Source organism: Microbispora cellulosiformans (assembly GCF_008728085.1).
Taxonomy (GTDB): domain Bacteria; phylum Actinomycetota; class Actinomycetes; order Streptosporangiales; family Streptosporangiaceae; genus Microbispora; species Microbispora amethystogenes.
Genome location: NZ_VYTZ01000001.1, coordinates 472,128 through 494,811, shown reverse-complemented (window position 1 = coordinate 494,811; position 22,684 = coordinate 472,128). Strand labels below are relative to the sequence as shown.

Here is a 22,684-nt window from a genome sequence, read left to right as displayed (position 1 = left end):
AGATCACCACCCTAACGTTCTTGGACACCTCTGTCGCCTCGGGGGCCGGACGTAACCCAGGTGTATCCGTCCCGTCCGGCCCCCGGCGACGCGTCTAGCTGGAGCAGATGTCGGTGTCGGCGGTGACCGCGTTGTCCCCGACCTGGAGGGGAATCCGCACGCCCTTCCAGTCGGCGCCGATCACCAGCTGGACGATCGGCCCGCGTACCCGGCCCTTGGGCGCGTCCGGTGGCGGCGACGCCGGGGTGAACGGCGTAACCGGCCCGGTCGCCGCCTTGCCCGTCTCCGGGGAGACGGGGTTGAGCAGCTTGCTGATCAGGATCTTGGAGTAGTTCCAGCCCTGGCCGGTGTAGCGGACCATGGTCTTGGGCTGGTCGCTGCCGTCGGGCTTCTTCGCGTCGCCGACCCCGACGACGTTGAAGCCGAGCCCGGTGAGCTCCTCGGCGACCTCCTTGGCGAGGCCGGACTTGTTGGTGCCGTTGAACACCTGCACCTTGACCTGCTGCGGCTTGGTGACCACCGGGCCGCTCGGCGAGGCGGCGGCGGACGCGGCCGGGCTCGCGGAGGCGGTGGGCGTCACCTCGGTGTCGTTCGCGATGGCCCGGAACAGGTTGCCGGCGGCCGGCTGCTTCCACTGCACGCGGTTCTTGTCGGCCACGTACGGCTCCCACGGGACCGTGGTGGCCTTGAAGCCCTTGGCCGAGAGCTTCTGGGCACTCGTCGCGATCTTGATGAGCTCCTCGGTGTTGAGCGCGTCGTCCATCGTGACGGACCGGGCCGCCGCCGCGATGAACTTCTGCAGCTTGGTGACGTCCCTGAGCAGCGCGCTGCTGGTCGCCTTCTTCACCACCTGGGAGATGAAGACCTGCTGGCGCTTGATCCGGGAGATGTCGCTGCCGTCGCCGATGTGGCGCAGCCGTACGTAGCCCAGCGCGGCCTCGCCCATCACGACCTGCTTGCCGGCGGGGAGCGTGAGCTTCGAGTTCTTGTCGTTGACGGCCTGCGGCAGGCAGATCTGGATGCCGCCGAGCGCGTTCACGATGTTCTTGAAGCCGGTGAAGTCGACCTTCATGAAGTGGTCGATGCGGATGTTGGTGAGGCTCTCGATCGTGCGGCGGGTGCAGATCATCCCGCCGTCGGAGAACGCGGAGTTGATCATCCCCATGTGCGCGGGGACCAGCGTCTTGTTGCGCGAGTAACAGGCGGGGATCAGCACCATCGAGTCGCGGGGGAAGCTCAGCAGCGTCGCCGCGTCCCGGTTGGGCGACACGTGCAGCAGCATGATCGTGTCGGTGCGCTCGCCGTCGTTGACCAGGTGCTGGCCGTACCTCTTGTTGTCGCCGGTACGGGTGTCCGAGCCGACGAGCAGCACGTTGATCGCACCGGTCGGGCTCACGGGACGGTTCTTGTCGAGTTCGTCGGTGGACGCGCCCCTGTTGATCAGGCCGAGCGTGCTCCGGTAGACCTTGTAGGCCGTCAGCGTGCCGATCACCAGCACACACGTCAGCGCGATGCTGATCCAGCCGCCGACGCTGAGGCGCGACCGGCCGCCGCCCGATCCGCGCCGGGAGGGCGGCTCGTCGTCCGGAGGCAGGCCGTCGCCGCCACCCGAGGCGCGACGTCCGCGGTCGTCGCCGGGCTCGCGCCGCCGGCGACCGGCGGGTTCGCCGGGGCCGCCGGGTACGGCCGGTCCGCCCGGTCCGGCGGGGGAGACGCCGTAAGCGGTCTCCTCGTCGCCGCGCCTGCGGCCCCGCCGCCGGGGCGGCTCGCTCTCGTGGCCGTCGCCGGCGGGGCGGCGGGCCTCGCGGGTGGGTTCGAAGCGGGCCTCGTCACCCGGCCCGTAAGCGGGTCCGTAGCCCGGCTCATGACTCGGCTCGGGGCGCTGGCCGGAGCGGCGGCGTCCCCGGCCGCCCTCCTGCGGGCCGGGAGGGAGGTCGCCCTGCTGCCTGCGTCCGCGCGGCATGTCCGCGTAGCCCGCGGGGTCGGCCGGCAGGTCGGCGTAACCGGCGGGCACGGGGGCCGCCCTTCTGCCGCCACGCGCCGGCGGCTGGAAGGCGCCGCCGTACGAGCCGTCGTCGGAGTGACCCCAGACCCTCTGGTCAGCGGAGGCGGGAGGAGGCCCGGCGGGCGGGGTGACGCGCCTGCGCTCGCTCACCGCGGGCCCGCCCAGGAGGCGGCGGGACGAGTGGGCGAGAGGCCGACAGGGTCAACGTTTCGCTCGCACACTTGTCCTCCTTGCCTGGCGATCACGGGGCGCGCTCCGAGCGTAGGTCACGGGAGCGCCTGCGGGCGCCACGATTGGGAGGATCCAGGCCCGGCATACGCCGCGCCACTGCCCCCCTGATCCCAGGGCCAGAGCATACTAAACACCGACATTTTGGGTATAAGAATCGGTTTGTCTTTACCCTGACTTGGTGTTCTTCACGCCATTCGTCCAGGTCACATCACCCTGGCGGAACTTCTAGGGATCGGCCGCTCAGGCGCCCTCGTGGCGGCCTTCGGACACCGGTGCGGCGGCCCGTGTGGCGGTCTGTGTGGCGGCGCGCCTCGCAGCGTGTGTGGCCGACTGTGTGACGGCCAGCGCGGCGGCCAGGCAGGCGAGCGGCACCGCGGGCAGCGTGTAGCGGTAGTCGAACTGCGCCGTCGCGGCGGGAACGAGCAGCAGCGCCCAGGCCGTCGTCCAGCCGAGCAGCCAGCCACCGGGCGCCGGCGTTCCCGGCTCCCTCCGGGCCGCTGTCATCCGCCTCGCCGCCCACGCGGCGGGCGGCACCAGGAGGACGGCCAGCAGCGCCGCCCCGGGCAGCCACGCCACCCGCTGGTAGCCCCGCATCCAGCCCGCGAGCGGCTCGGCGATGCGGACCGTGAGCGACCCCTGCTCGTAGCGCCGGGCGAACTCCTTGCCCACCAGGGCGGGATACCGGCCGGGCGGCGGCGGCACGGTCGCCGGGAAACGGTAGTAGCCGTAGGTGTCGGCGTCCGGGTAGACGGGCCGCCCGGGCGTGAACGACCGGCCCAGCTCGGTCAGTGTCGTACGGAGGTATTCGAGCGGCTGGCTGCGGATCGCGAGCGAGGCGAACCTCCCGGCCAGCGTGTCGGTCTCCTTGGTGAACGTGATGCCGGGCAGCCGGACCAGGGGTGAGGCGGCGTCCCAGATGTACTCCTGGGACACCGGGCGGGCCGCGGGCGGCCGGGGATCGCACAGTACGGCGAGGTCGGCCGGCGGGTCCATCACCGCGCAGTCGGCGAACGACATCGTCCGGGCGTAGAGGAAGACGCCGTTCGAGCCGATGATCCCGAACCGCTGGTGGGCCGCGTAGAACCAGCCGGCGTACGCGGCGACCGGCACGAGCGCGGTCACCAGGAAGGGCAGGACGATCGCGGCCACCACCCTGCCAGGACGTACCGTGCCTTTGCTCTCCGCCATCGCTTCCGCCGTGCTTTCGGCTGCGGCACCCGCTCGCCGCATGCCGTACGCGAGCAGGAACAACGCGAAGACGGCGATCAGCGGGAGCCCGATGGTCCTGGTCAGCGTGGCGGCGGCCAGCAGGAGGCCGAGCGCGGCGGACGCACGCGCCGTCAGCGGCCGGCGCATCGCCAGGCACACCGCCGCGACGAGCAGGAACGTGAACAGCGAGTCGGAGACGAGCAGGTGCTCCAGCTCGATCTGGTAGGCGTCGAGCAGCACCGGCACACAGGCCAGGACGGCGGCCCACGCGCGGCCTCCGCGCCGCAGGACGGTCACGTAGACCATCACGCCGGTGAGCAGCCCCAGCAGATGCTGGACGGTCACCACCAGGCCGAAGCTGTGGAACGCCTCGAACAGCCGCAGGAACATCGAATAGCCCGCGGGGCGGACGAGGTCCGGCCTCGGCCGCATGGCGGTGACCACGTACGTGTAGGAGTCGGGGAACCACAGTGCAGGCCGGTAGCCGAGCACGGTCACCAGCCGCAGCAGCGTGCCCAGCCCGAGGACCCCGAGAAACCACCGGTGCCGGCGTGCCCATCCCGGCAGGTCCTCGCGCGCCCAGGCCATCGGACGGACCGGATTTCGAGGAGCCGGCCGGTCCCGCCCCCAGCGCCGGAGCCGCCCACTCGCGGGAGCCCCGCCCCCGCCGTCCGACACCTGCACTCGCCCCCCTGCCCGCTTTCCGGCGTACGCTACCGGCTCCGTAACCCCCTCTGCGCGAGTCGCTGTGTTGTCTGTGGACGACGGCGACGCGTGGGGTGGGGGGAACGGCTGGGGGAGGGTGTGGGCCGGGGGCGACCGATAGTCTCGGCTGCATTCCAGCGAACAGTCGTGGGCGTACGCGGCTGCCGGCCGGCGGCCCCTCGAACGGGGTGGCGGGTGAGGCGGCCGACAGGGCGGCGGGCACACCGATGGGCAGGGTGGCGGAGACACCGATGGGCAGGGTGCTCGCGGCCGTCTCCGTCGTGCCCGCGCTCGCGCTGAGCGGATGGCTGCTCGCCGGGCTGCCGCTGCTGCTGCTCGGCTGGTTCCGGCCGCTGCCGATGACGCTGCTCGGCGGCGGGGCGGCAATCCTGCTGTGCGCGTACGGCCTGCGTCGCCTGCCCGGGGCCGCGGCGACGCACCGATGGGCGACGGCGGCGGTCCTCGCCGTGGCGCTCGGGTCGGGGGTCCTCAACGGGCTCCTGCACGGCGAGCAGCTGATCGTCCGGCGCGATCCGGCGACATACGCGCAGTACGCCGTCTGGCTGGCCAGGCACGGGTCGCTGCCGATCCCGGTGGGCGACTTCGGCGGCGCCGATCCCGCCCTGCGCTTCGACAGCATGGGCTTCTACCTGGTCGACGGCGGGATCGTCCCCCAGTTCATGGCCGGGCCGCCCATGATCCACGCGATCGGCCACTGGCTGGGCGGCGTGCCCGGCCTGCTGCTCGTGCCGCCCGTGCTGGGCGCGCTCGCGGTGCTCACCGTCGCGGGGACCGCGGCGCGGCTCGCGGGCCCGCGCTCGGCGCCCCTGGCCGCCCTCGTCTTCGCGGTCGGCCTGCCGGTCCTCTACGCGTCCCGGACGACCTTCAGTGAGATCCCGTCCCTGATCCTGCTGTTCGGCGGGATGAACCTGCTGCTCGACGCGCGGACCCGGCTCCGGGCCACGCCGTCCCGCTCGGAGCCGGACCTCGGACCCGGGCCGGGCCCGGCGCACGGCCCAGAGCCGGAGCCGGGCACACTCGCGAAACGGCCGGGCTTCGGGCCCGCCGCGCTCGCGGGGCTGTCGTTCGGGCTGGCGCTGCTGGTCCGCATCGACGGCCTGCGTGACGTGCTGCCCGTCCTGATCCTCGCCGGGGTGCTGATCGCGCTCGCCAGGATCACCGGGAACCGGAGGGCGGAAGGCCGGCTCGGCGTACCCCTCCTGCTGGGCCTGGCCGTCGGCGCGACGTGGGGCTTCACCGATGGCTACGTCCTCGCCCGGCCCTATCTCGCCTATCTGTCCGGTTCGCTCACGCCCCTCCTGGCGATCTGCGCCGTCGTCGTGGTCCTCACGGCCGTCGGCGCCGCTCTCGCTCCGTGGCTCGCGTCGCGTACGCGGTCGTCCGTCCCTCGTGTCCGGTGGCTGCCCAATGCCGCGGCGGCCCTCGTCGTGCTGGTCATGGCGGGCTTCGCCGTACGGCCGTGGGTGCAGACCGTGCGGCGCGTCGCGGTCACCCCCGAGGACCGGCTCACCTCGGAGTTCGTCGAGAAGACGCAGATCGCCAACGGACTGACGCCCGACGGCTCACGGCTGTACTACGAGCACTCCCTCGACTGGCTGTTCTGGTACGTCGGCGTTCCCGTCGTCGTGCTCGCGACCGTCGCGGCGGCGGTGCTCGCCCACCGCCTGGTCAGGGGACGTGAGTTCGCCTGGCTGCTGCCCCTCGCCGTGATCGGATGGACGACGGTGACGACGCTCTGGCGTCCCGCGATCACGCCCGACCATCCCTTCGCCTCCCGCAGGCTGGTGCCGGTCGTCGTCCCCGGGCTGGTGCTGCTGGCCGTCTGGGGGCTCCGCTGGCTCTCCGGACGGCTGCGGGAGCGGCTCGCGGCCCGCGCCGCCGAGCCGTCCGGGTGGCTCGCCTGGTTCGCCGGCCGGCCGTGGCGCTCGCGGGCGGCCGCCGGGGCGGGAGCGCTGCTGCTGGTCGTGCCTCCCGCGATCACCTCGATCGGGACGGCGTTCACGCCGGTCAACCGGGGCGAGGCCGCGGCGGTGGCGGGACTGTGCGGCGCGCTGCCGAAGGACGCCTCGGTGCTGATCGTGGAACGGGTCACCGGTGACCGCCTCACGCAGGTCGTGCGGGGTCAGTGCGGCCTGCCGACGGCCCGCGTCGTCTACCCCCCCGACTCCGACGTGCCGCGCCCCGCCGACGTGCTGCGCCTGGCGGGAGCCGTCCGGCGTACCGGCCGCGTGCCCGTGCTGCTCGCGGCCGAGCCCGAGCAGCTCATGGCGTACGGCCCGGCGAGCCGGGTGATGAGCCTGCGCACCCGGCAGGACGAGCGGTCGCTGGCCGACGCGCCCAACGGCACCTGGTCGCTGCGCGTCGACGTCTGGTCGACCGTTCTCAGGGGGTAGACCGACAGATCCGGCGGAGTGCCGTCGCGCGGCCGGGGTGCTCCTGGTGGGAGCGGTCGATGCGGCCACGAAGGGGAATCGGCTGTGCGGGCGGTGCCCGCGAAGTGAGACCGCCACTTGGCGGGGCAGAGTACCCTTGCCGGACGTGACCACGCCCGAGACCTCTGGAAGCGCCGTGACTCCCGCACAGACACCGTACGTCACGATCGTCCTGCCCTGTTACAACGAGCAGGACCACGTCGTCGACGAGGTCGAGCGCATCTCCGCGGCGATGGACGCCAGCGGTTACACGTACGAACTGCTGGCGGTGGACGACTGCTCCACGGACGAGACGCTCGCGCGCCTGCACGAGGCCGCACCGCGCTTCCCGAACATGCGGATCAGGGCGTTCCACCGCAACGGCGGGTCGGGCACCGTACGGCGGATCGGCAGCCAGGAGGCGCGCGGCGAGATCGTCGTGTGGACCGACGCCGACATGAGCTATCCGAACGAGCGCATCCCCGAGCTGGTCCAGATCCTGGAGAAGGACCCGACGATCGACCAGGTCGTGGGCGCGCGGACCACCGAGGAGGGCTCGCACAAGTTCCTGCGGGTGCCCGCGAAGTGGTTCATCCGCAAGGTCGCCGAGCGGCTGGCCGGGCAGAAGATCCCCGACCTCAACTCCGGGCTGCGGGCCTTCCGCAGGTCGGTGGCCAGGCCGTACCTGCGGCTGCTGCCCCCCGGCTTCTCCTGCGTCACGACGATCACGCTGGCGTTCATGTCGAACCAGCACGACGTCTACTACCTGCCCATCGAGTACGCGAAGCGGGCGGGGAAGTCGAAGTTCAACTTCGTCTCCGACGCCTACCGCTACATCCTGCAGGTGCTACGGATGATCATGTACTTCAACCCGCTCAAGGTGCTGATGCCGCCCGCGCTCTGGCTGGTCGGCATCGGTCTGGCCAAGGGCGTGTTCGACGTGGTCAGGTACGGCTTCTACCTCACCAGCAACACGATCGTGACGTTCCTGTCCGGGATGCTGATCGGGGCGGTGGCGCTGCTCGCGGACCTGATCGTGCGATCCAGGGGTGACGTTTGAGGATCGCGATCGTCGGCCCGACGTATCCGTACAAGGGCGGCGGGGCGCAGCACACCACCGAGCTGGCCCACCGGCTGCGGGCGGCCGGGCACGACGTCGTCATCGAGTCGTGGCGGGCGCAGTATCCGTCGTTCCTGTATCCCGGTCAGCAGACGATCGACAGCCCGGAGGGCGAGCCGTACCCGGGCACCCGCCGCGACCTCGACTGGCGCAGGCCGGACGGCTGGGTCGCCTGCGGGCGGCGGCTGCGCGGCGCCGACCTCGTCGTGCTCGCCGTGCTCAGCCCGGTGCAGGTGCCCGCCTACCTGGGGATCCTGTACGGCCTGCGTCGCCGGGCCCGGGTCGTCGCACTGTGTCACAACGTGCTGCCGCACGAGAGCAAGCCGTACGACCGGCCGTTGACGAAGGCGCTGCTGCGCCGGGTGGACGGCGTGCTCGCGCATTCGGAGCAGCAGGCGGGCCTCGCCCGCGGGCTCACCGCGGCGCCGGTGCGGGTGGCCGCCCTCGCACCGCACCTGCCCGCGCGCGGCGCCCGGGCCGGCGAGGGCCGTGAGCCGTACGGCAGGCTGCTCTTCTTCGGCATCGTCCGGCCGTACAAGGGCCTCGACCTGCTGCTGGAGGCGCTCGCGCAGGTGCCGGACGTACGGCTGACCGTCGCGGGCGAGTTCTGGGGCGGCTTGGAGGAGACGCGTGCCCTGATCGGCCGCCTCGGCCTGACCGGGCGGATCGACCTGCGGCCGGGGTACGTCGCGGCCGACGACGTGCCGGGGTTGTTCGCCGAGGCCGACGCGCTGGTGCTGCCCTACCGTTCGGCGACGGCCAGCCAGAACGTCTGGCTCGGGCACGAGCACGGAGTGCCGGTGATCGCCACCCGGGTCGGGGCGCTGCCTGACAACGTGCGCGACGGCGTGGACGGCCTACTGGTGGAGCCGGGCTCGGCCGGGGCGCTGGCCGAGGCGATCAAGAGGTTCTACGAGCCCGGGACCCCGGAACGGCTGCGGGCGGGCGTCGCGCCCGTCGATCCCGAGCCGCACTGGGCCGCGTACCTGGACACCCTGCTCGCCACCGCCCCGCCGGCCTGAGCGGCTCAGCGCGCCGGGTGGTTCAGCGAGACGGCGCGGCGAGGTCGTCCGGCGCTTCGGCGCGGACGCCGCGGGCGAGGAGGAAGCCGAGGCCGGCCCAGGTGACGTCGGCGAGGGTGAACATCACCCGGGACACCACGGCGACCACCAGGGCGCTGGGCGTGTCGAGCAGCGGGGCGAGGGCCACGACCATCGCCCCCTCCCGCACGCCGATCCCGGCCGGGACCACGACCGTGAGGATGCCGGTGGACCAGGCCAGCGCGTACGCCCCGGCCGCGATCGCGTAGAGGGACACCCCTCCGGGCCGCAGGCCGCCCACCAGGGCCCACAGGTGCACGCCGTACACGAGCCAGCCCGCCATCGTCCACGCGGCGGCCCTGGTCATGTCCGCCCCGCTCGGCACCCGGTCGAGCGGGTCCCGGCGGGCGACGCGGAGGGCGAGGCCCAGGCCCCAGGCCAGCACGCGCGGGTGGAGGCCGACGAGGATGAGCGGCACGAGCGCGAGCAGCCACCACGCCTCGCGCGCGATCTGTCCCGACAGCGTCGCCGCCGTGAGGGCGAGCGCGCAGCCCAGCGAGGTCACCAGCCCGAGGGCCGTGGCGCCGAACGTCCGCCTGGGCGGCGCTCCGTGGTCGCGGGCGAGCTCCATCATCGCGGCGAACGCCCAGACGGCGCCGGGGATGTACTTCCCGAGCTGGCCGACGAACAGCACCCGCGCGGCCACGCGCAGCGGCAGCGGGGAGCCGAGCCCCGCGAGGATGTCGCGCCAGGCGACCAGCATGAAGGCCAGCCCCACGAGCACGGCCAGGAACGAGACTCCGAGCGACCACCACGACAGCCGCTCCAGGGCGGCCCAGGTCTCCGTCCCGTTCCGGGCCAGGCCGTACGCCAGGAAGGCGAGGGCGGCCAGGGCGAGCAGCACGCGCGGCAGCGGGCCGGAGCGCAGGCGGTTCGGCAGGCCGTTGGGCAGGCGCGGCACGGGCACAGGGTACGGCCTGACGCTACCTGCCGGTAGGTCCGGCGCGCGGTTGTCCACAGGGTCGGTTGATCGGCGACGGGGGCAGGGCGGGCACGGGTACTGTTGGGCAGCGTGGACGACCGTCAGGACGCGAGGGTGATCGACCGGTGAGCGGGGAACGCGCGGCCCAGCTGGAATACTCCGAGCTCCAGGCGGCGATGCTCGACGAGGAGAAGCGCCGCCGCAAGGCCGCCAAGATCATCGCGGTGCTCGCGCACTTCCTGGGCAGGGACGCCGGCAAGCCCGGCGAGGCGCTCTCCGGGCTGACCGTCGGCGACGTCGGGTGCTCGGCCGGGTTCATCGCCGACGAGCTGGCCGCCGCGGGCGCGCGCCGCACGCTCGGGCTCGACATCGACGTCCCCGGCCTGCGCAGGGCGGCCGACCGCTTCGGGGCCCGGGTCGGGTTCGTCTGCGCGGACGGCTCCCGGCTGCCGCTGCCGGACGGGTCGGTCGACGTGCTGGTCTTCAACCACATCTACGAGCACGTCGTGGACCCCGACGCCGTGATCGCCGACATGCACCGGGTGCTGTCCGACGACGGCGTGCTCTACCTCGGCCTGGGCAACCGGCTCGGCGTGATGGAGCCGCACTACAAGCTGCCCTTCCTGTCGTACCTGCCGCCCGCCGCGGCCGACCGTTACGTGCGGGCGTCCGGCCGGGCCGACCACTACTACGAGCGCTTCCGCACCCGCCCCGGCCTGCGTCGGATGCTCGCGGACTTCCACGTGTGGGACTACACGTTCCCGGTGCTGGCCGCGCCCGAGCGGTTCGCGGGAGGCGAGTTGTTCCCCGGCGCCGTGGGCCGCGCCGCCAAGGCCACGCTGGAGCGCACCCCGCGCCCGGCGCTGCGGGCGCTGCTGCCGGTCGTCCCCACCTATCTGTGGGTGGCCACCAAGACGCCCCGCCGTCCGCTCGGCGCGGCCCTGCCTCAGCCGCCGGAGCCGGTGCGCACGTCGCGATGAACCGCCGCAAGCTCGTACGCACGCTGTTCCTGCTGGTCGCCCTCGGCTTCGGGATCTGGGCCGTCGCGGGCCAGTGGAGCGCCGTGGCGGACGGCTTCGGCCGGCTGTCGTGGGCGGAGCTCACCGGCTCGCTGGCGGCGGTGCTCGGTGCACTCCTCGCGGGGATGCTGATGTGGCGGGCGCTGCTCGCCGACCTCGGCTCGCCGCTCGCGTTCACCGACGCGGCGAAGATCTTCTTCGTGGGCCAGCTCGGCAAGTACATCCCCGGGTCGGTGTGGCCGATGATCGCCCAGATGGAGATGGGCCGCGACCATGGCGTGCCCCGCTCCCGCAGCGCGGCCGCCTTCTTCCTCACCTATCCGGTCTATCTGGGCACCGGCCTGCTGGTGTCCGCCGTCACGCTTCCGGTGCTCGCCGGGCAGTCGGTCGCCCGATATGCCTGGCTCCTGCTGCTCGTGCCCGTGCTCGCCGCCGCTCTGCATCCCGCCGTGGTCAACCGGGTCATCGCCTTCGGGCTGCGCAAACTGCGCAGGGAGCCGCTCGAACGGCCCCTCACCCGCCGCGGCCTGCTCGTCGCGTGCGGCTGGGCCCTGACCGGCTGGGCCGCGTACGGCGTGCACCTGGCGCTGATCGTGCACGGCCTCGGGGCCGGTGGGCCCTCGGCGGTGATCCTGAGCGTCGGCGCGTTCGCGCTCGCCTGGTGCCTCGGGTTCGTCTTCATTCTGGCGCCGGCCGGGGTCGGTGTGCGCGAGGCCGCGATGGTCGCGGCGCTCGCGCCCGTGCTCGACCGGCCCGTGGCCATCGCCGCCGCGCTGTGCTCCCGGCTGATCGTGTCTCTCGGCGACCTCGTGTGCGCCGGGGCCGCCGGGCTCGCCGCCCGCCGAGCCACCTGTACGCGGGAGGAACCCGTCATCCGGGCCTGATTCCGTGGATTGTCCGCGCCTTGCGCATCCTGGGAGACAACCCCCATGTGATAACACTCACGTTTCGGGGGACGCCGGAAATAGAGTGACAAGGGAGGGATGCTGGGCAGGCGTCCGTATGCGGCGGGGGCCCAGGTCCCTGCCGGAACACCTGCCGGACAGCGGGACCGTGAGGACGGGGAGCGAACCTCCGCCGGAGCGGGCCCAGTGAGGGGAGCGATTCACTTGACACCCCGAGTGCTCGTCGACGCCGCCGCCGTCCCCGCCGACCGTGGCGCCCTCATCAGGTATGTGGATGGTCTGGTCGCGGCCCTGCACGAGGCGGGCGCCGATCTCGCCCTGGTCTGCCAGCGCGCGGACGCCGAGCGGTACGCGGCCCTGGCGCCCACGGCCCGGATCCTCTCCGGGCCGCCCGCGATCACCAACCGGGACAAGCGGCTCGCCTGGGAGCAGACGGGCCTGCCCGTCCTCGCCCGGCAGGCCGGGGCCCAGGTGATCCACGCCCCCTACTACTCGATCCCGCTGGGCTCCGGCCTGCCCACGGTGGTCACCGTCCATGACGCCACCTCCTTCACCGACCCCGATCTGCACGACCCTGTCAGGGCCTCGTTCTTCCGGTCGGCCACCCGTACGGCCGTCCGCCACGCCAACCGGGTGATCGTGCCGTCCAAGGCCACCCGGGACGAGCTGGTCCGGGTGCTCGCCGCCGACCCGACCCGGATCGACGTCGCCTATCACGGGGTCGACTCCGCGCTGTTCCACCCGCCGGCGCCCGAGGACGTGCGCCGGGTGGCGGGCCGCATCGGCCTGCACGGCCGGCCGTACGTCGCCTATCTGGGCGCGCTGGAGCCGCGCAAGAACGTGCCGAACCTGGTGGCCGGCTTCGGCCGGGCGGTCGCCCACCTGCCCGACCCGCCCGCGCTGGTGCTGGCGGGCGGCCCCGCATGGGACGAGGAGGTCGACGCCGCGGTGGCGGCGCTGCCGCCCCGGGTGAAGGTCGTGCGCCCCGGCTACCTGCCCTTCGCCGACCTGCCGGGCTTCCTCGGCGGGGCGCTCGCGGTCGCCTCGCCGTCGCGGTGCGAGGGGTTCGGGCTGCCGGTGCTGGAGGCGATGGCCTGCGGGGCGCCCGTGCTGACGACCCACCGTGCCTCACTGCCGGAGGTGGGCGGCGACGCCGTGGTCTACACCGAACCCGACGCCGACAGCATCGCGCGGGCGCTGCGTGCCCTGCTGGAGTCGCCGGAACGGCGCGAGTCCCTGGCCGAGGCGGGGGTCACCCGTTCGCGCGAGTTCACCTGGAAGCACTCCGCCGAGGCCCACCTCCTCGCCTACCAACGCGCCGTCGAGGGTTAGTGTGCCGAGTGATTCGTCCGCGCCACGTCGTGGACGGCGTCGAGTAGCACGGCATTATCCGGCCTCGCGCGAATTACCTGGTCCTCTGCCGAGGGCTGACGGCAAGCGGAGGCGTACGCCGACGGCCCGTGAACAAGTTGCGACTCTTCTTCGCACGGACTGGTTCACATTCGCTGGCCCGCTGTTCGTGAATGTTCGCGGCTGTCAGCGTGTCCCCGGACAAGCTGCCATGGCGGCTGATCCGGCACGTGGAGCTCTTTGCTTCGATCGGCCCGTCAAGGATGGGGCAACCTGAACCAGTTTTTCCTGGGCTCTATCAGCTCCCCCGAATTCACGAGGTCGCGACACGCCATAAGAATATCATCTCGGGATTTGGAGACCTCTCGGGAGGTGCTCCCCAAGTACCTGGTTATGCGCCATGCGTCGAATATCTCGTGATCGTCGTCGTCGATGTCCACGTCGACTTCTCGGCCTTCGGGGTCGGCCATCCAACAGCCGATTCCGTGGACAGAGTAGCAAGTTCCGTCCTGGAGGCCCGCATCGCGGGGAATGGCTCTCCGGTGAGCCATGTGCACGATGTCTTTGACGCTTTGGGCGCCGCCGACCTGGGCAATCGCCCTGTCGCGCGTAGACCGCAGTGCGGCCACGAACGACCGCACCGCCTCGACCGCTGACCATTCGTTCACGATCGGATGCTATCAGGACCGACGACATAACAAAGTTTCGACCGTCGTCGAGATCTCCATATCTTCCACTCCAGAAAATTCGAATAATGGGGCCATCATGAGCATGGCGACAAAAAGTGTTCCCTCTCCAGAGGGGTCCACTGCAGAATCACTGAAACAAGAAGCCCTTCTACTCCGACTCCGAAGGGCACTGAATCGGCGCCGACGTATCTCTCTTCCGGCTGCTTGTGTAAAGTGATCCTGAGATGGTCGCCGTGTATTTCGAAATGAAGGTCGGGCACTTCTATCGCGTCCTGCTCCGGTGTTGCGCGAACGAGCGGGACATAGTTTTGGCCCGAGGTCGGCCGGAAATCCTCAGGAAGAGTCTTGACGGTGGCCGCGGGGCGTGAGCTGGTCTCGCCGGTCTTGGGGTCGGTGCTCTTGACCCGGTCGCCGATCTGGACGTCCTCGATTGGTTTGGTGGATCCGTCCGCGAGCAGCACCGCCGTGCCCGGCACGAAGTTGTTGCAGGCCGCGGGCACCGAGCGTCCCTCGGCCGCGGCGGTGACTCGGCCCGCCCGGCCGCCCACGGCCCTTACGCCGATCCGGCCGAGCGGTAGGACCGGACGCGGTCAAAGGGGGTACGGCTGGGCGCCCGCCAGTTGGTAGGCGAGCGCCTCAGGGAGCCTCACGCCGCCGCGGTCCCGGGGAGGGCTGTTCCCCGGACCGCCGTTTCGGTGAGCCGGCTATTCGTAGAGGGTCGCGGCCGCCAGCATGTCGCCGACCAGCTGCCATGACGGCTGATCCGGAACGGAGAGCCCCTGATTGCGGAAGTAGCCGTCCATCGCGGAGACGAATGCCGCCAGCCCGTCCAGGAATCGCGGAAGCGTGTCGTTCTCCCACTCCTCCGCCTCGGGAGAGGCGGACACCTCCGCCATACGACGGATGAACGCCGCCAAATCCGGCTGCCGCGAGGCTGCTCAGCCGGGCCTGTTCCGCATACGGCCTTGAGAAGGCGAGACCACGCGTCTCCTCCCAGATGTGCTTGGTGGCATCGGATTCACCCAGACCTCGGTTCCGGATGACGTCGTGAGATCAGGGTAGGCGGAGCACTGCCTCGATGAACTCGGCAGGGGGGAGATAGGAGTGCTTGTCGATGTAGTGCACGATGAGCGTCGGAGCTGAGTACACAACGCCGTCCTTCGCGGCAACGTGGATTTCTCCGGTCCCCAACCAGGCATGTCCACTCCGGCTCCCCGGCACGGGGATCCTGATCGGTGATTCCTCCTCACAGAACTCGCAGTAGTGGAGTCCCCGCATGACATTCTGCGGGGTCGCGGCGAGGCGGCTGAGGATGGCAAGGACCGCGGGAGCGCATCGCCCCGTCTCAAACTCCCGGCCCCTGCCCAGCCATCCGACGTTCAGCATCCTCACGCCGTTGTGAGGTGCGGGCAGATTCGCGTCCTTCCAGTAGGTGTACGGCGAGAGATCCTCGTACGTCGCCACTTATCTGACCTCCTGACATGCCGCCCAGTGGCAGGTCCCCACGCGGGGTTTCAGTAGTTCGCTGAGATGAGTCGCGCTGACCACCGTGTGGGACTGCTCACGGATGGTGGGCCCGCCGGGGGTTTGAGCGTGTGGTCGGGAGCCGCCAACTCCCACCGCGAGATGGTCGAACCGACCTCAACCTCCAGGTCCATACCACCCGATTCCTTCGTCTGGTCTGGCACGGCATTACAAGGGGAAGGACTGGAGCTCCCCCGAGCCTCGCTTCACAAGAAGGAGCGGGGGTGCGCTGTTCCCGGTCGGTGCTTCAAGCGTGAGTTTTACGTCCTTCTCCAACAGGTCGCTCAGCCATCGCATGAACTCGACGAGGTGCTTCAGGGCGGGTACCGACGTTATCTGGCCGGCCTGGAGACTGAACTCGATCTCATCCGTAGAGTAGAAGTGACACCAGATCCAGACATCCCCCACGGTGACCCGCAGATCGTATGTGTCGGCCTCCGGCGAAGCTCCGGCGAAAATGGTCGCCGCCGATAGGAAGTCGACGGCACGCTGCCTCACAAACAGCTGGGGATCCCAGCGGGAGCCCTGCAGACTCGCGAGCAGCCGTTCCCAGGCATCCAGGTCGGCGTCCATCACGTAGATGTCGCGCACGGAGCCCAGTTCGTCGTCGGTGAACAGCGGGATGAGCGACTCGAAGTCGCTCGCATGCGAGCCTGTCACAGGAACCCCTCGAAGGTTGCGCCGCCACCACGCATGCTCCACCGCACTCCGCGTCCGTCACCTGGTAGACGAAAGTCTCGGGTGATCCCGCCGTAGTGCGCCGTCGCAGAATGATTGACGCTCTCTACGACACCAGGGTTGGTCATGATGTCTTCCACATGGTAGTCGCCGATAAGCGTCCTGTCGGCGTTGGTCGATATGGGGCCGACATCATACTTCGCGATGTGTGCTGGAGTTCTCTTCAGGGGATCGACATGCTTTTGGTAGGACCTGCCAGCCGGACTCAATCCTCCCTTGCCCTGCTGCGTCGCCATACTCACCAGGTCATCAACCGAGGCGCTTTCGACGGCGCTGTTGCAGTTGTGGACGAGCACCGGGGTGTTACCGACCGCCACGTAGTAGGTGTGGAGGTCGGCGATGGTGAGGTTGTGGGCGTGCTGGTGGTGGGCGGTCCACTTCTTGACCGCGGTGATCTGGACGAGGGTGCCGGCGCTGGTGCGCAGCCACATGCCGGGCTTGAGGTTCTTGGCGTCGACCCAGGCGTGGCGGCCCGGGATCCAGAAGGGGTGGCCGTCGGTGGCCGTGACCGTGCCGGTCTTCGTGCCGTCGGCGACGGCGATCCGCACGAGGTGTTTGTCGCCGTAGCCGTGGATCAGGGCGGTCACCGGGCGCGCGCCGGTCTCACCGGTCTCCGGGTCGGTGCTCTTCACCCGGTCGCCGACCTGGACGTCCTCGATCGGCTTGGTGGATCCGTCCGCGAGCAGCACCGCCGTGCCCGGCACGAAGCTGTTGCAGGCCGCGGGCGCCGAGCGTCCCTCGGCCGCGGCGGTGACCCGGCCGGCCCTGCCGCCCACGGCGGCGCGGATCGAGGGTGCCGCCGCCTTGGCGGCGGCACCGATCGCCCTGCCGATGCCGGCTCCGGCGAGGCCTTCCAGTGATCCGATGGCGGCGGATCTCAGGGCGTCGCCGACGCTGTGGATGCTGTCCTGCATCGCGTCGGAGACGAGATGGGCGGCGGCTCCGGCGAGCATGGCGCAGCCGACGGTGCCGGCTCCCGCCGTGACCGCCTCGCAGGCCACGCCGACGCCGACGGCGACGATCGTGGAGACGATGACGGTCTTGTGTTCGGCGACCCACTGCCCGGCCGTGCTGACGGCCTTGCGGATGTGGCAGCCGAAGTTCCACGTGCCGCAGGTGGGCTTGGGCGCGTGGTAGACCGGGGTCGCCGAGTAGTGGCCGACGGGTCTATAGCTGGGGTGCGGGCGGATGGGGCGGTGAGCCTTGGCCGCCGCGATGTCCTGCTGCCAGCCCCGGTAGCCGCCGTTGCGGCCGTTGGCGTAGTCCTCCGGGATGAGGCCGTCGGGGTCGCTGGAGGTGACCGGCGAGTTGTTCGCGTACCCGTAGCCGTTCATCTGCTGGGGGTCGGCGACGTCGATCAGCGGGTCGACCGACAGGAACCGGCCGGCCGCCGCGTCGTACTCGCGGGCGCCGAGGTGGGTGAGCCCGGTGGAGGCGTCGATCGTCCCTCCGACGAAGCCCTTCTCGCCGGGCCAGGCGGTGGGGGCGGTTCCCCGGGCCTGACCGAACGGGTCGAAGCGGCGCAGCGTGACCGCCTGCGTCGAGGCGTCGACCGCGGCGGTGGCGGTGCCCTGCGGGTCGGGGGCCAGCCAGGACAGGCCGGCCTTGGTCCGCACCGCGACCTGCGCCCCGCCGTGGTTGTAGTAGCGGGTGTAGGAGGTGGCCTGTGAGGCGGTGTCCAGGCGGACCTCCTGCCCCGGCAGATACAGGGTGGCGCCGGTGGGGTCGCGGCGGATCAGCCGGTTGCCGTCGGCGTCGTACAGATAGGAGGTGGTCTTGCCCGCCTCGGTCACCTTGGCGAGATGGCCTTCGGCGTCCCATTCGAGAGCCTGCTGCACGGCCCCGGCGGTGCGGCCGGTGGTGTTGCCGGCCGCGTCGTAGCCGTAACTGTCGCTCTGCCCGTCGTTCGGGCCGCCGGCCGTCGCGACCGTGCGCAGCGTGTGCGGCTGCGGCTGCCCGGCGGCGGGGAAGGTGGAGGTGCGGGTGACGTCTCCGCTCCCGCTGTGCCGCACCTCCCGCGTACGGTTGCCGGTCGCGTCGTAGCCGAACGACGACCAGTACGGCGCGGGCCCGCCCAGGACGGACGTGGACGGGGCGGCGGCGCAGTCCTCGGCGCCCTGGGCCCAGGCCTCGGTCAGCCGCCGCAGGTAGTCGTAGGTGAAGCACTGGACGTCGGGGGTCTGCCCGGACGGCTTGTCGGCGATCGAGGTGATGTTGCCGGCCTCGTCGTAGCCGTAGTTGAGGTCGCTGATCCCGATGGGGGCGGTCTCGCGCTGGGTGAGGACGCGGTTGAGGCGGTTGGTGCCGTCGTCGAAGTAGAAGTAGCGCATCACCCGCTTGCCGGTGCTGCTCGTGCGCAGCGTCTGCCACAGCGGCTGGGACAGCTTGGAATACTTGGTGTCGGTGACGTAGCTGGTCAGGCCGCTCGTGGTGACAGGGTTGCCGAGCTCGTCGTAGCCGTACAGCATGACCTCGCGCAGCATGCCGCCGGCCGCGGGGATCGCCGACCCCGACAGGGTGCCGTCGACGTTGTACGACGCGCCGTACTGGTAGCTGCCGGCCAGCTTGCCCTCCGCGGCCGGGACGACCATGGTGGTGGAGGTGGCGCGGTAGGCGTCGTCGTAGGTGTCGACCCTGGTCGTGTACGCCTGGCCGCCCGCGTAGCGGGTCGAGGCCACCGGCAGCCCCTTGACCGAGGTCCCGTTCGCCAGCGTGTCGTACGTCCAGTCGGCGAGCTTCGTGCCGGTGGGCGAGCCGTCGTACCTGCCGGTCGGGCGGCCCAGCACGTCATAGGTGTAGGCGAGGGTCCTGCCCCGCGCGTCGGTGCTGGAGGTGAGCTGGTCGAGGTCGTCGTACGCGAAGGTGGTGCGGCCCTTGTCGGGGTCGTCGGCGCGGACCTTCCGGCCGCGCGGGTCGTAGCCGTACGACCACTGGTTGCCCGCCGGGTCGGTCACCTTCGCGAGCTGCCCGCCCGGGGTGTAGGCGTAGCGGGTGGCGTCGTAGGCCCCCGAGGGAACCCCGCCCTTGTACTGCCGCAGCTCGGTCGTCCGGCCGCGCGCGTCGGTGTAGGTGGTGGTCGCCGTGCCCCCGGCGGGCGGGGTGAGGTCGACGTGGTCACCGCCGTACGCCGTGGTGGTCCGCCACTTCTCCACGTTGTGGACCAGAAAGACGGAGGCGGTCGGCCGTCCCGCGCCGTCGTACTGCGTCCGCGTCTGGCCGGGGATGTCGGCGTCGTTGCCCACCTCCCACAACGTGGTCGCGGGGGACTGGTCGTTGAAGTAGGGCTGGTTGGCCTTCACCGCCTGGCCGCGGCTGTTGTAGTAGGTGTCGGTGATCACCCGGCCGCCGCCAGGGGCGGGGGCCTGCGTCTGCCGCACCCTGAGCAGCCCGTCGAACAGCGTGTGACCGGTGGTGTAGGTGCCGTCGTTGCGGATCGTCTGGGTGGTCACCGCGACCGGCTTGTCGGTACGGACCAGATAGGCGTACTTCGCACTGGGCGAGGCGGAGTTGCTCGCCTTCGGCCGCGTCGGCAGCCACACCTGGCTGGTCCGGCCGAGCGCGTCATACGTCACGTCGGTCCGCTTGCCGTTCGGGTCCACGACTCCGGTCGTGGCGCCCCACTCGGGGCGGATCTCCGTCGTGGTGACGTGACCGGCCGGGTTGGTCACGGTCGTCTTGGTGACCAGGCCCCCGGAGGCCGGGGTGTAGGCGGTGGTCGTCTTGTGCTGGGCCGCGTCGGCGACCTCGACCACCCGTCCGTACGCGTCGTACTTCGTGGTGGCGACGGTGACGTACGAGGGCGAGCCGTCGTAGCCGGCGAGCTTCTCGGTGGTGGTGACGTCGCCCTTCGTCGGCGCCGCGCCGTACGCGCCACCGTCGTAGGACATGCGGGCGTCGGACAGCAGGTCCTTCGACCGGTCCGGGGTGACCGAGCAGGCTACCGAGACCGTCTCCACCCGGGCGAGCGTGTCGATGATCCACTTGCTGTCGTTGCGGGCGTACGTGTTGCGCACGCACTGGTCGTCGTCGGCGGTGGAGGTGTCGCCGAGGTCGTTGACCTGGGTGGCGAGCGCGTCGTTGTCGAAGGCGGTGGCCGACTCGGTGCGGCGCCACCCGCCCGCGGTCAGCGCGGTGCGGGTCCGGGTCCTGGCCGTGTCGACCATGTAGGCGCGGCTGGTGCCCCAGGAGCGGACCCGGGTGGCGGTCGGGCCGCGCGTCCACGGGTCGGAGATGGCGCCCTCCAGGACCGTGCCCCCCGCCCGGGTGTAGGTGGTCACCTCGCGGACGACGCCCTGCAGCCAGTCGTCGTCGGTGCTGGCCGTGCCCTCGGAGTCGGTCACGCTCACCGAGCGGGTGCCCGAGGTGGTCCTGTCGCCGTCCATGCCGCGGAAGTAGAGGTATTCGGTGAGCGACCGCTCGCCGTCCGGGTCGCCCTCGTAGACGCGGACCTTCTGGTATCCGCGCCACTGTGACCAGGTCTTGTACTTCTCCTTGGTCAGCCCGTCATCGTCGTCGTAGTGCCAGGCCGCCGGGCCGACGTACTCGTAGCCCGTAGTGGTGAAGGGGGCACCGCCGGTGCGGTCGATCTCGCTGACCTCGGTGACGACGTACTTGTGGAACCAGTCTTTGATCGGGTCGCTCGCGCCCTCGGGCGTCCAGTACTGCGGGAAGCACCGCTTGGTGTTGTTGTCCGGCGCCGGGGTCTGACCGGCCTTGCACTCCTCGCCCGAGTAGGTGACGGAGATCTGGCCGCCGGTCTCGTTGGAGACGACGGTGATCCGGCGCTTGGTGAACGGCGGCAGGCCCTCGGTGCCGTCGACCCGGTTGTGCATCTGCGCGCCGCCGAACGTGACCGCCGGCAGGGCGGCGCTGCCGCCGGTCTTGCCGGTCTGCTGGACGGAGTCCAGCCACAGCGCGGGGTCGGTGCCGTCGCCCGCGCCCGGGAACAGGTGGGTCAGGGTCCAGGTGTCGACGTCGGCGTACGCGCTGCCGGACCAGATCTGCGTGGTGACCGAGGTGAGCCGCTTGCGCGACCAGAACGTCGGCGAGACCTTGCCGGTGCACGACTGCCCGGAGTCGCAGTTCTGGTCCATCGGCACGTCCGGCCAGTGCGAGGCGTTCGCGGTGGTGAACTTCGACGTGGCGCAGTCGAACGACGAGTCGGGCAGGCATCGCTCGGCCACCCCGAAGGTCACCCGAGCCGGCGCGGAGGCCGAGAACAGGCTGTCGGACCGCTGCGCGTAGTCGATCCGGCTCAGGTAGCCGCCGCGGTCGTAGGAGGTGGCGGTGGCGAGGTTGCGAGCGTAGTAGTTGGTCTCCTTGGCGTACCAGTAGGTGGCGGCGTTGCCGTTGGGGTCGACGACGTAGTCGAGGTTCCACCGCCACGCCTGCCTGCACCAGGACGCGGCGTACGTCGAGCCGTGGCACGGCTCGCCGGAGTCGTCGCCGAACACCGGGACGGTCCAGGTGGAGTCGGTCTCCGGCTTGCCCGACGCCCAGCCGGGCAGCCGGGCGAGCCCGAAGAAGTACTGTGTGCCGTCGGTGGTGGTGATCTTCCAGTGCTCGCCGTCGTCGTCGCCGTTGGCGGCGCCGGTCAGCTTCTCCACCTTGGCGGCGTCGTCGTTCTTCATCCGCCACACGCCGGTGGCGTCGTCACGGATCAGCTCGCTCGCCTTGCCGCCCAGGGTGACGGTCGCGTTGTCGTACGCCCAGCACTGGTCGCCGGTCTTGGGCGTCACGCCGTCGTCGGCGCAGGACTTGTAGCGGCGCTCGACGAACCCGCCGGAGGTGAGGTCCCAGCCCTCGCCGATCCAGGAGGTCTGGTTGTTGGTGGAGGAGGTGCGCCCGTCCACGCTCCCGGAGGAGTACGACAGCGCGAGCTGCGGCATCGGGCCGCCCAGGCCCGGGGGCGTGCGCAGCGGGTACGACCAGGAGAACTCGCCCGTCGAGCCGCCGCCCGACCAGGTCGCCGACGGCGACAGGGAACTCGCGGTGAAGTCGCCCGACCCGCCCGAGGGAGCCGCCGTCAGCGCGTACACCGACCCCGCCGCGGGGGCGGCCTGGACGACGGCGGAGACCTTCCCGTCCCGGTTCTCGCTCGGGACGGGAGTCGCGGTCCGGCACGCGGGGGCGCCGGGGGTGGTCAGCGCGCAGGCGGGCAGCTGGACCAGCCGCAGCCGCGCGGCCCAGTCACCGCCGTAGGCGTCCGCGAAGCTCGAATAGTCCACTTCGAGGTCGGCCCGTCCGGCCGCCTGCTGGTCCGTGCGGGCGACCCGAACGACGACGCCGTCCACGCCGAGCCCGGCCGCCGCCTTCCGGTCGAGCATTTGCACTGCCAGAGTGCCGGTCCCTGTGCCGCCGGCCTGATCGGCGGGCACGCCGACGGAGACGGGAAGATCGCCCGCGCGGGCCCTGCCATCGCCAGACGGGCGGACGGTGGCGGTGCCGGGGTTCGGCCAGGCGGCCTCGCGTGCCCGCCACGCCGTGCCCGCCTCGGGGTCCTTCCCGGCGGGCCGCGCGCTCCCCGTACTGCCCGAGACCGAGGAGACGTCGCCGGGCCGGTGCGGGCCGTCCGGTGCCGCCTGCGCCGCCCGCGGCACCTGGAACAGGCCGAGCAGTACGGCCGCCGCCACCGGCGCCGCGAGACGGGTGGTCCACCTGCGGGACAGGGGGACCACGGGTTTGCCGATCACTTCAGAGCCTCCGTGAGGACGGGCGGAGCCGGGAGAACGAGGG

Annotated in this window: 15 protein-coding genes; 6 read left to right on the top strand and 9 right to left on the bottom strand. The window is 71.4% G+C overall.

Annotated features, from left to right (window positions below; genetic code table 11):
* Positions 1–94 precede the first annotated feature (94 nt).
* Together F5972_RS38700 and F5972_RS01985 are read right to left on the bottom strand one after the other, a co-directional pair.
* Positions 95–2,155: an LCP family protein gene (locus F5972_RS38700; protein WP_263641789.1), complete on the bottom strand. Its 2,061-nt coding sequence runs from the start codon at positions 2,153–2,155 to the stop codon at positions 95–97.
* A 321-nt stretch (positions 2,156–2,476) separates the two neighbouring features.
* Positions 2,477–4,033: a phospholipid carrier-dependent glycosyltransferase gene (locus F5972_RS01985; protein ID WP_150930462.1), complete on the bottom strand. Its 1,557-nt coding sequence runs from the start codon at positions 4,031–4,033 to the stop codon at positions 2,477–2,479.
* Positions 4,034–4,401: 368 nt separating this feature from the next.
* Here F5972_RS01985 and F5972_RS01980 point away from each other — a divergent pair, with 368 nt between their 5' ends.
* From F5972_RS01980 to F5972_RS01970, 3 genes are all read left to right on the top strand, one after another.
* On the top strand, positions 4,402–6,564 hold the full coding sequence (locus F5972_RS01980) for a hypothetical protein (protein ID WP_150930460.1): 2,163 nt from the start codon (positions 4,402–4,404) through the stop codon (positions 6,562–6,564).
* Positions 6,565–6,709: 145 nt separating this feature from the next.
* A complete protein-coding gene (locus F5972_RS01975; RefSeq protein WP_225311096.1) occupies positions 6,710–7,642 on the top strand; it encodes a glycosyltransferase family 2 protein in 933 nt (310 codons plus the stop codon).
* Entirely contained in the window at positions 7,639–8,724 is a 1,086-nt protein-coding gene (locus F5972_RS01970; RefSeq protein WP_150930458.1) for a glycosyltransferase family 4 protein, read from the top strand. The genes F5972_RS01975 and F5972_RS01970 overlap by 4 nt, the downstream gene beginning before the upstream one ends.
* Before the next feature lie 22 nt (positions 8,725–8,746).
* Here the strand turns inward: F5972_RS01970 and F5972_RS01965 are convergent, their stop codons facing one another.
* Complete coding sequence (locus F5972_RS01965) at positions 8,747–9,703, bottom strand: lysylphosphatidylglycerol synthase transmembrane domain-containing protein (RefSeq protein ID WP_225311095.1); 957 nt, start codon at positions 9,701–9,703, stop codon at positions 8,747–8,749.
* 146 nt (positions 9,704–9,849) lie between these two features.
* On the opposite strand from F5972_RS01965, the gene F5972_RS01960 reads away from it, so the two are divergent.
* The 3 genes from F5972_RS01960 (at position 9,850) to F5972_RS01950 (ending at position 12,980) form a co-directional block, all read left to right on the top strand.
* The gene (locus F5972_RS01960; protein ID WP_204284069.1) at positions 9,850–10,704 is read left to right on the top strand and encodes a class I SAM-dependent methyltransferase; all 855 of its coding nucleotides are present in this window, start codon (positions 9,850–9,852) and stop codon (positions 10,702–10,704) included.
* The gene (locus F5972_RS01955) at positions 10,701–11,627 is read left to right on the top strand and encodes a lysylphosphatidylglycerol synthase domain-containing protein (protein WP_150930456.1); all 927 of its coding nucleotides are present in this window, start codon (positions 10,701–10,703) and stop codon (positions 11,625–11,627) included. Before F5972_RS01960 ends, F5972_RS01955 begins: the two co-directional genes overlap by 4 nt.
* Positions 11,628–11,852: 225 nt before the next feature.
* Positions 11,853–12,980 carry a glycosyltransferase family 4 protein gene (locus F5972_RS01950; RefSeq protein ID WP_150930454.1) on the top strand — a complete coding sequence of 376 codons (1,128 nt, stop codon included), beginning with the start codon at positions 11,853–11,855 and terminating at the stop codon, positions 12,978–12,980.
* 275 nt (positions 12,981–13,255) lie between these two features.
* Here F5972_RS01950 and F5972_RS01945 read toward each other — a convergent pair whose 3' ends face one another.
* From F5972_RS01945 to F5972_RS01920, 6 genes are all read right to left on the bottom strand, one after another.
* Positions 13,256–13,666 (bottom strand): DUF6896 domain-containing protein, encoded by a 411-nt coding sequence (locus tag F5972_RS01945; protein ID WP_150930453.1) that lies wholly within the window; start codon positions 13,664–13,666, stop codon positions 13,256–13,258.
* A 95-nt stretch (positions 13,667–13,761) separates the two neighbouring features.
* Entirely contained in the window at positions 13,762–14,187 is a 426-nt protein-coding gene (locus F5972_RS01940; protein ID WP_150930451.1) for a hypothetical protein, read from the bottom strand.
* A 204-nt stretch (positions 14,188–14,391) separates the two neighbouring features.
* Entirely contained in the window at positions 14,392–14,604 is a 213-nt protein-coding gene (locus F5972_RS01935; protein ID WP_449843631.1) for a DUF7660 family protein, read from the bottom strand.
* Between the two features lie 136 nt (positions 14,605–14,740).
* A complete protein-coding gene (locus tag F5972_RS01930) occupies positions 14,741–15,151 on the bottom strand; it encodes a DUF7919 family protein (protein ID WP_225311094.1) in 411 nt (136 codons plus the stop codon).
* Between the two features lie 228 nt (positions 15,152–15,379).
* On the bottom strand, positions 15,380–15,871 hold the full coding sequence (locus tag F5972_RS01925; protein ID WP_150930447.1) for a hypothetical protein: 492 nt from the start codon (positions 15,869–15,871) through the stop codon (positions 15,380–15,382).
* Positions 15,868–22,641: a polymorphic toxin-type HINT domain-containing protein gene (locus F5972_RS01920; RefSeq protein WP_150930445.1), complete on the bottom strand. Its 6,774-nt coding sequence runs from the start codon at positions 22,639–22,641 to the stop codon at positions 15,868–15,870. The genes F5972_RS01925 and F5972_RS01920 overlap by 4 nt, the downstream gene beginning before the upstream one ends.
* Positions 22,642–22,684 lie beyond the last annotated feature (43 nt).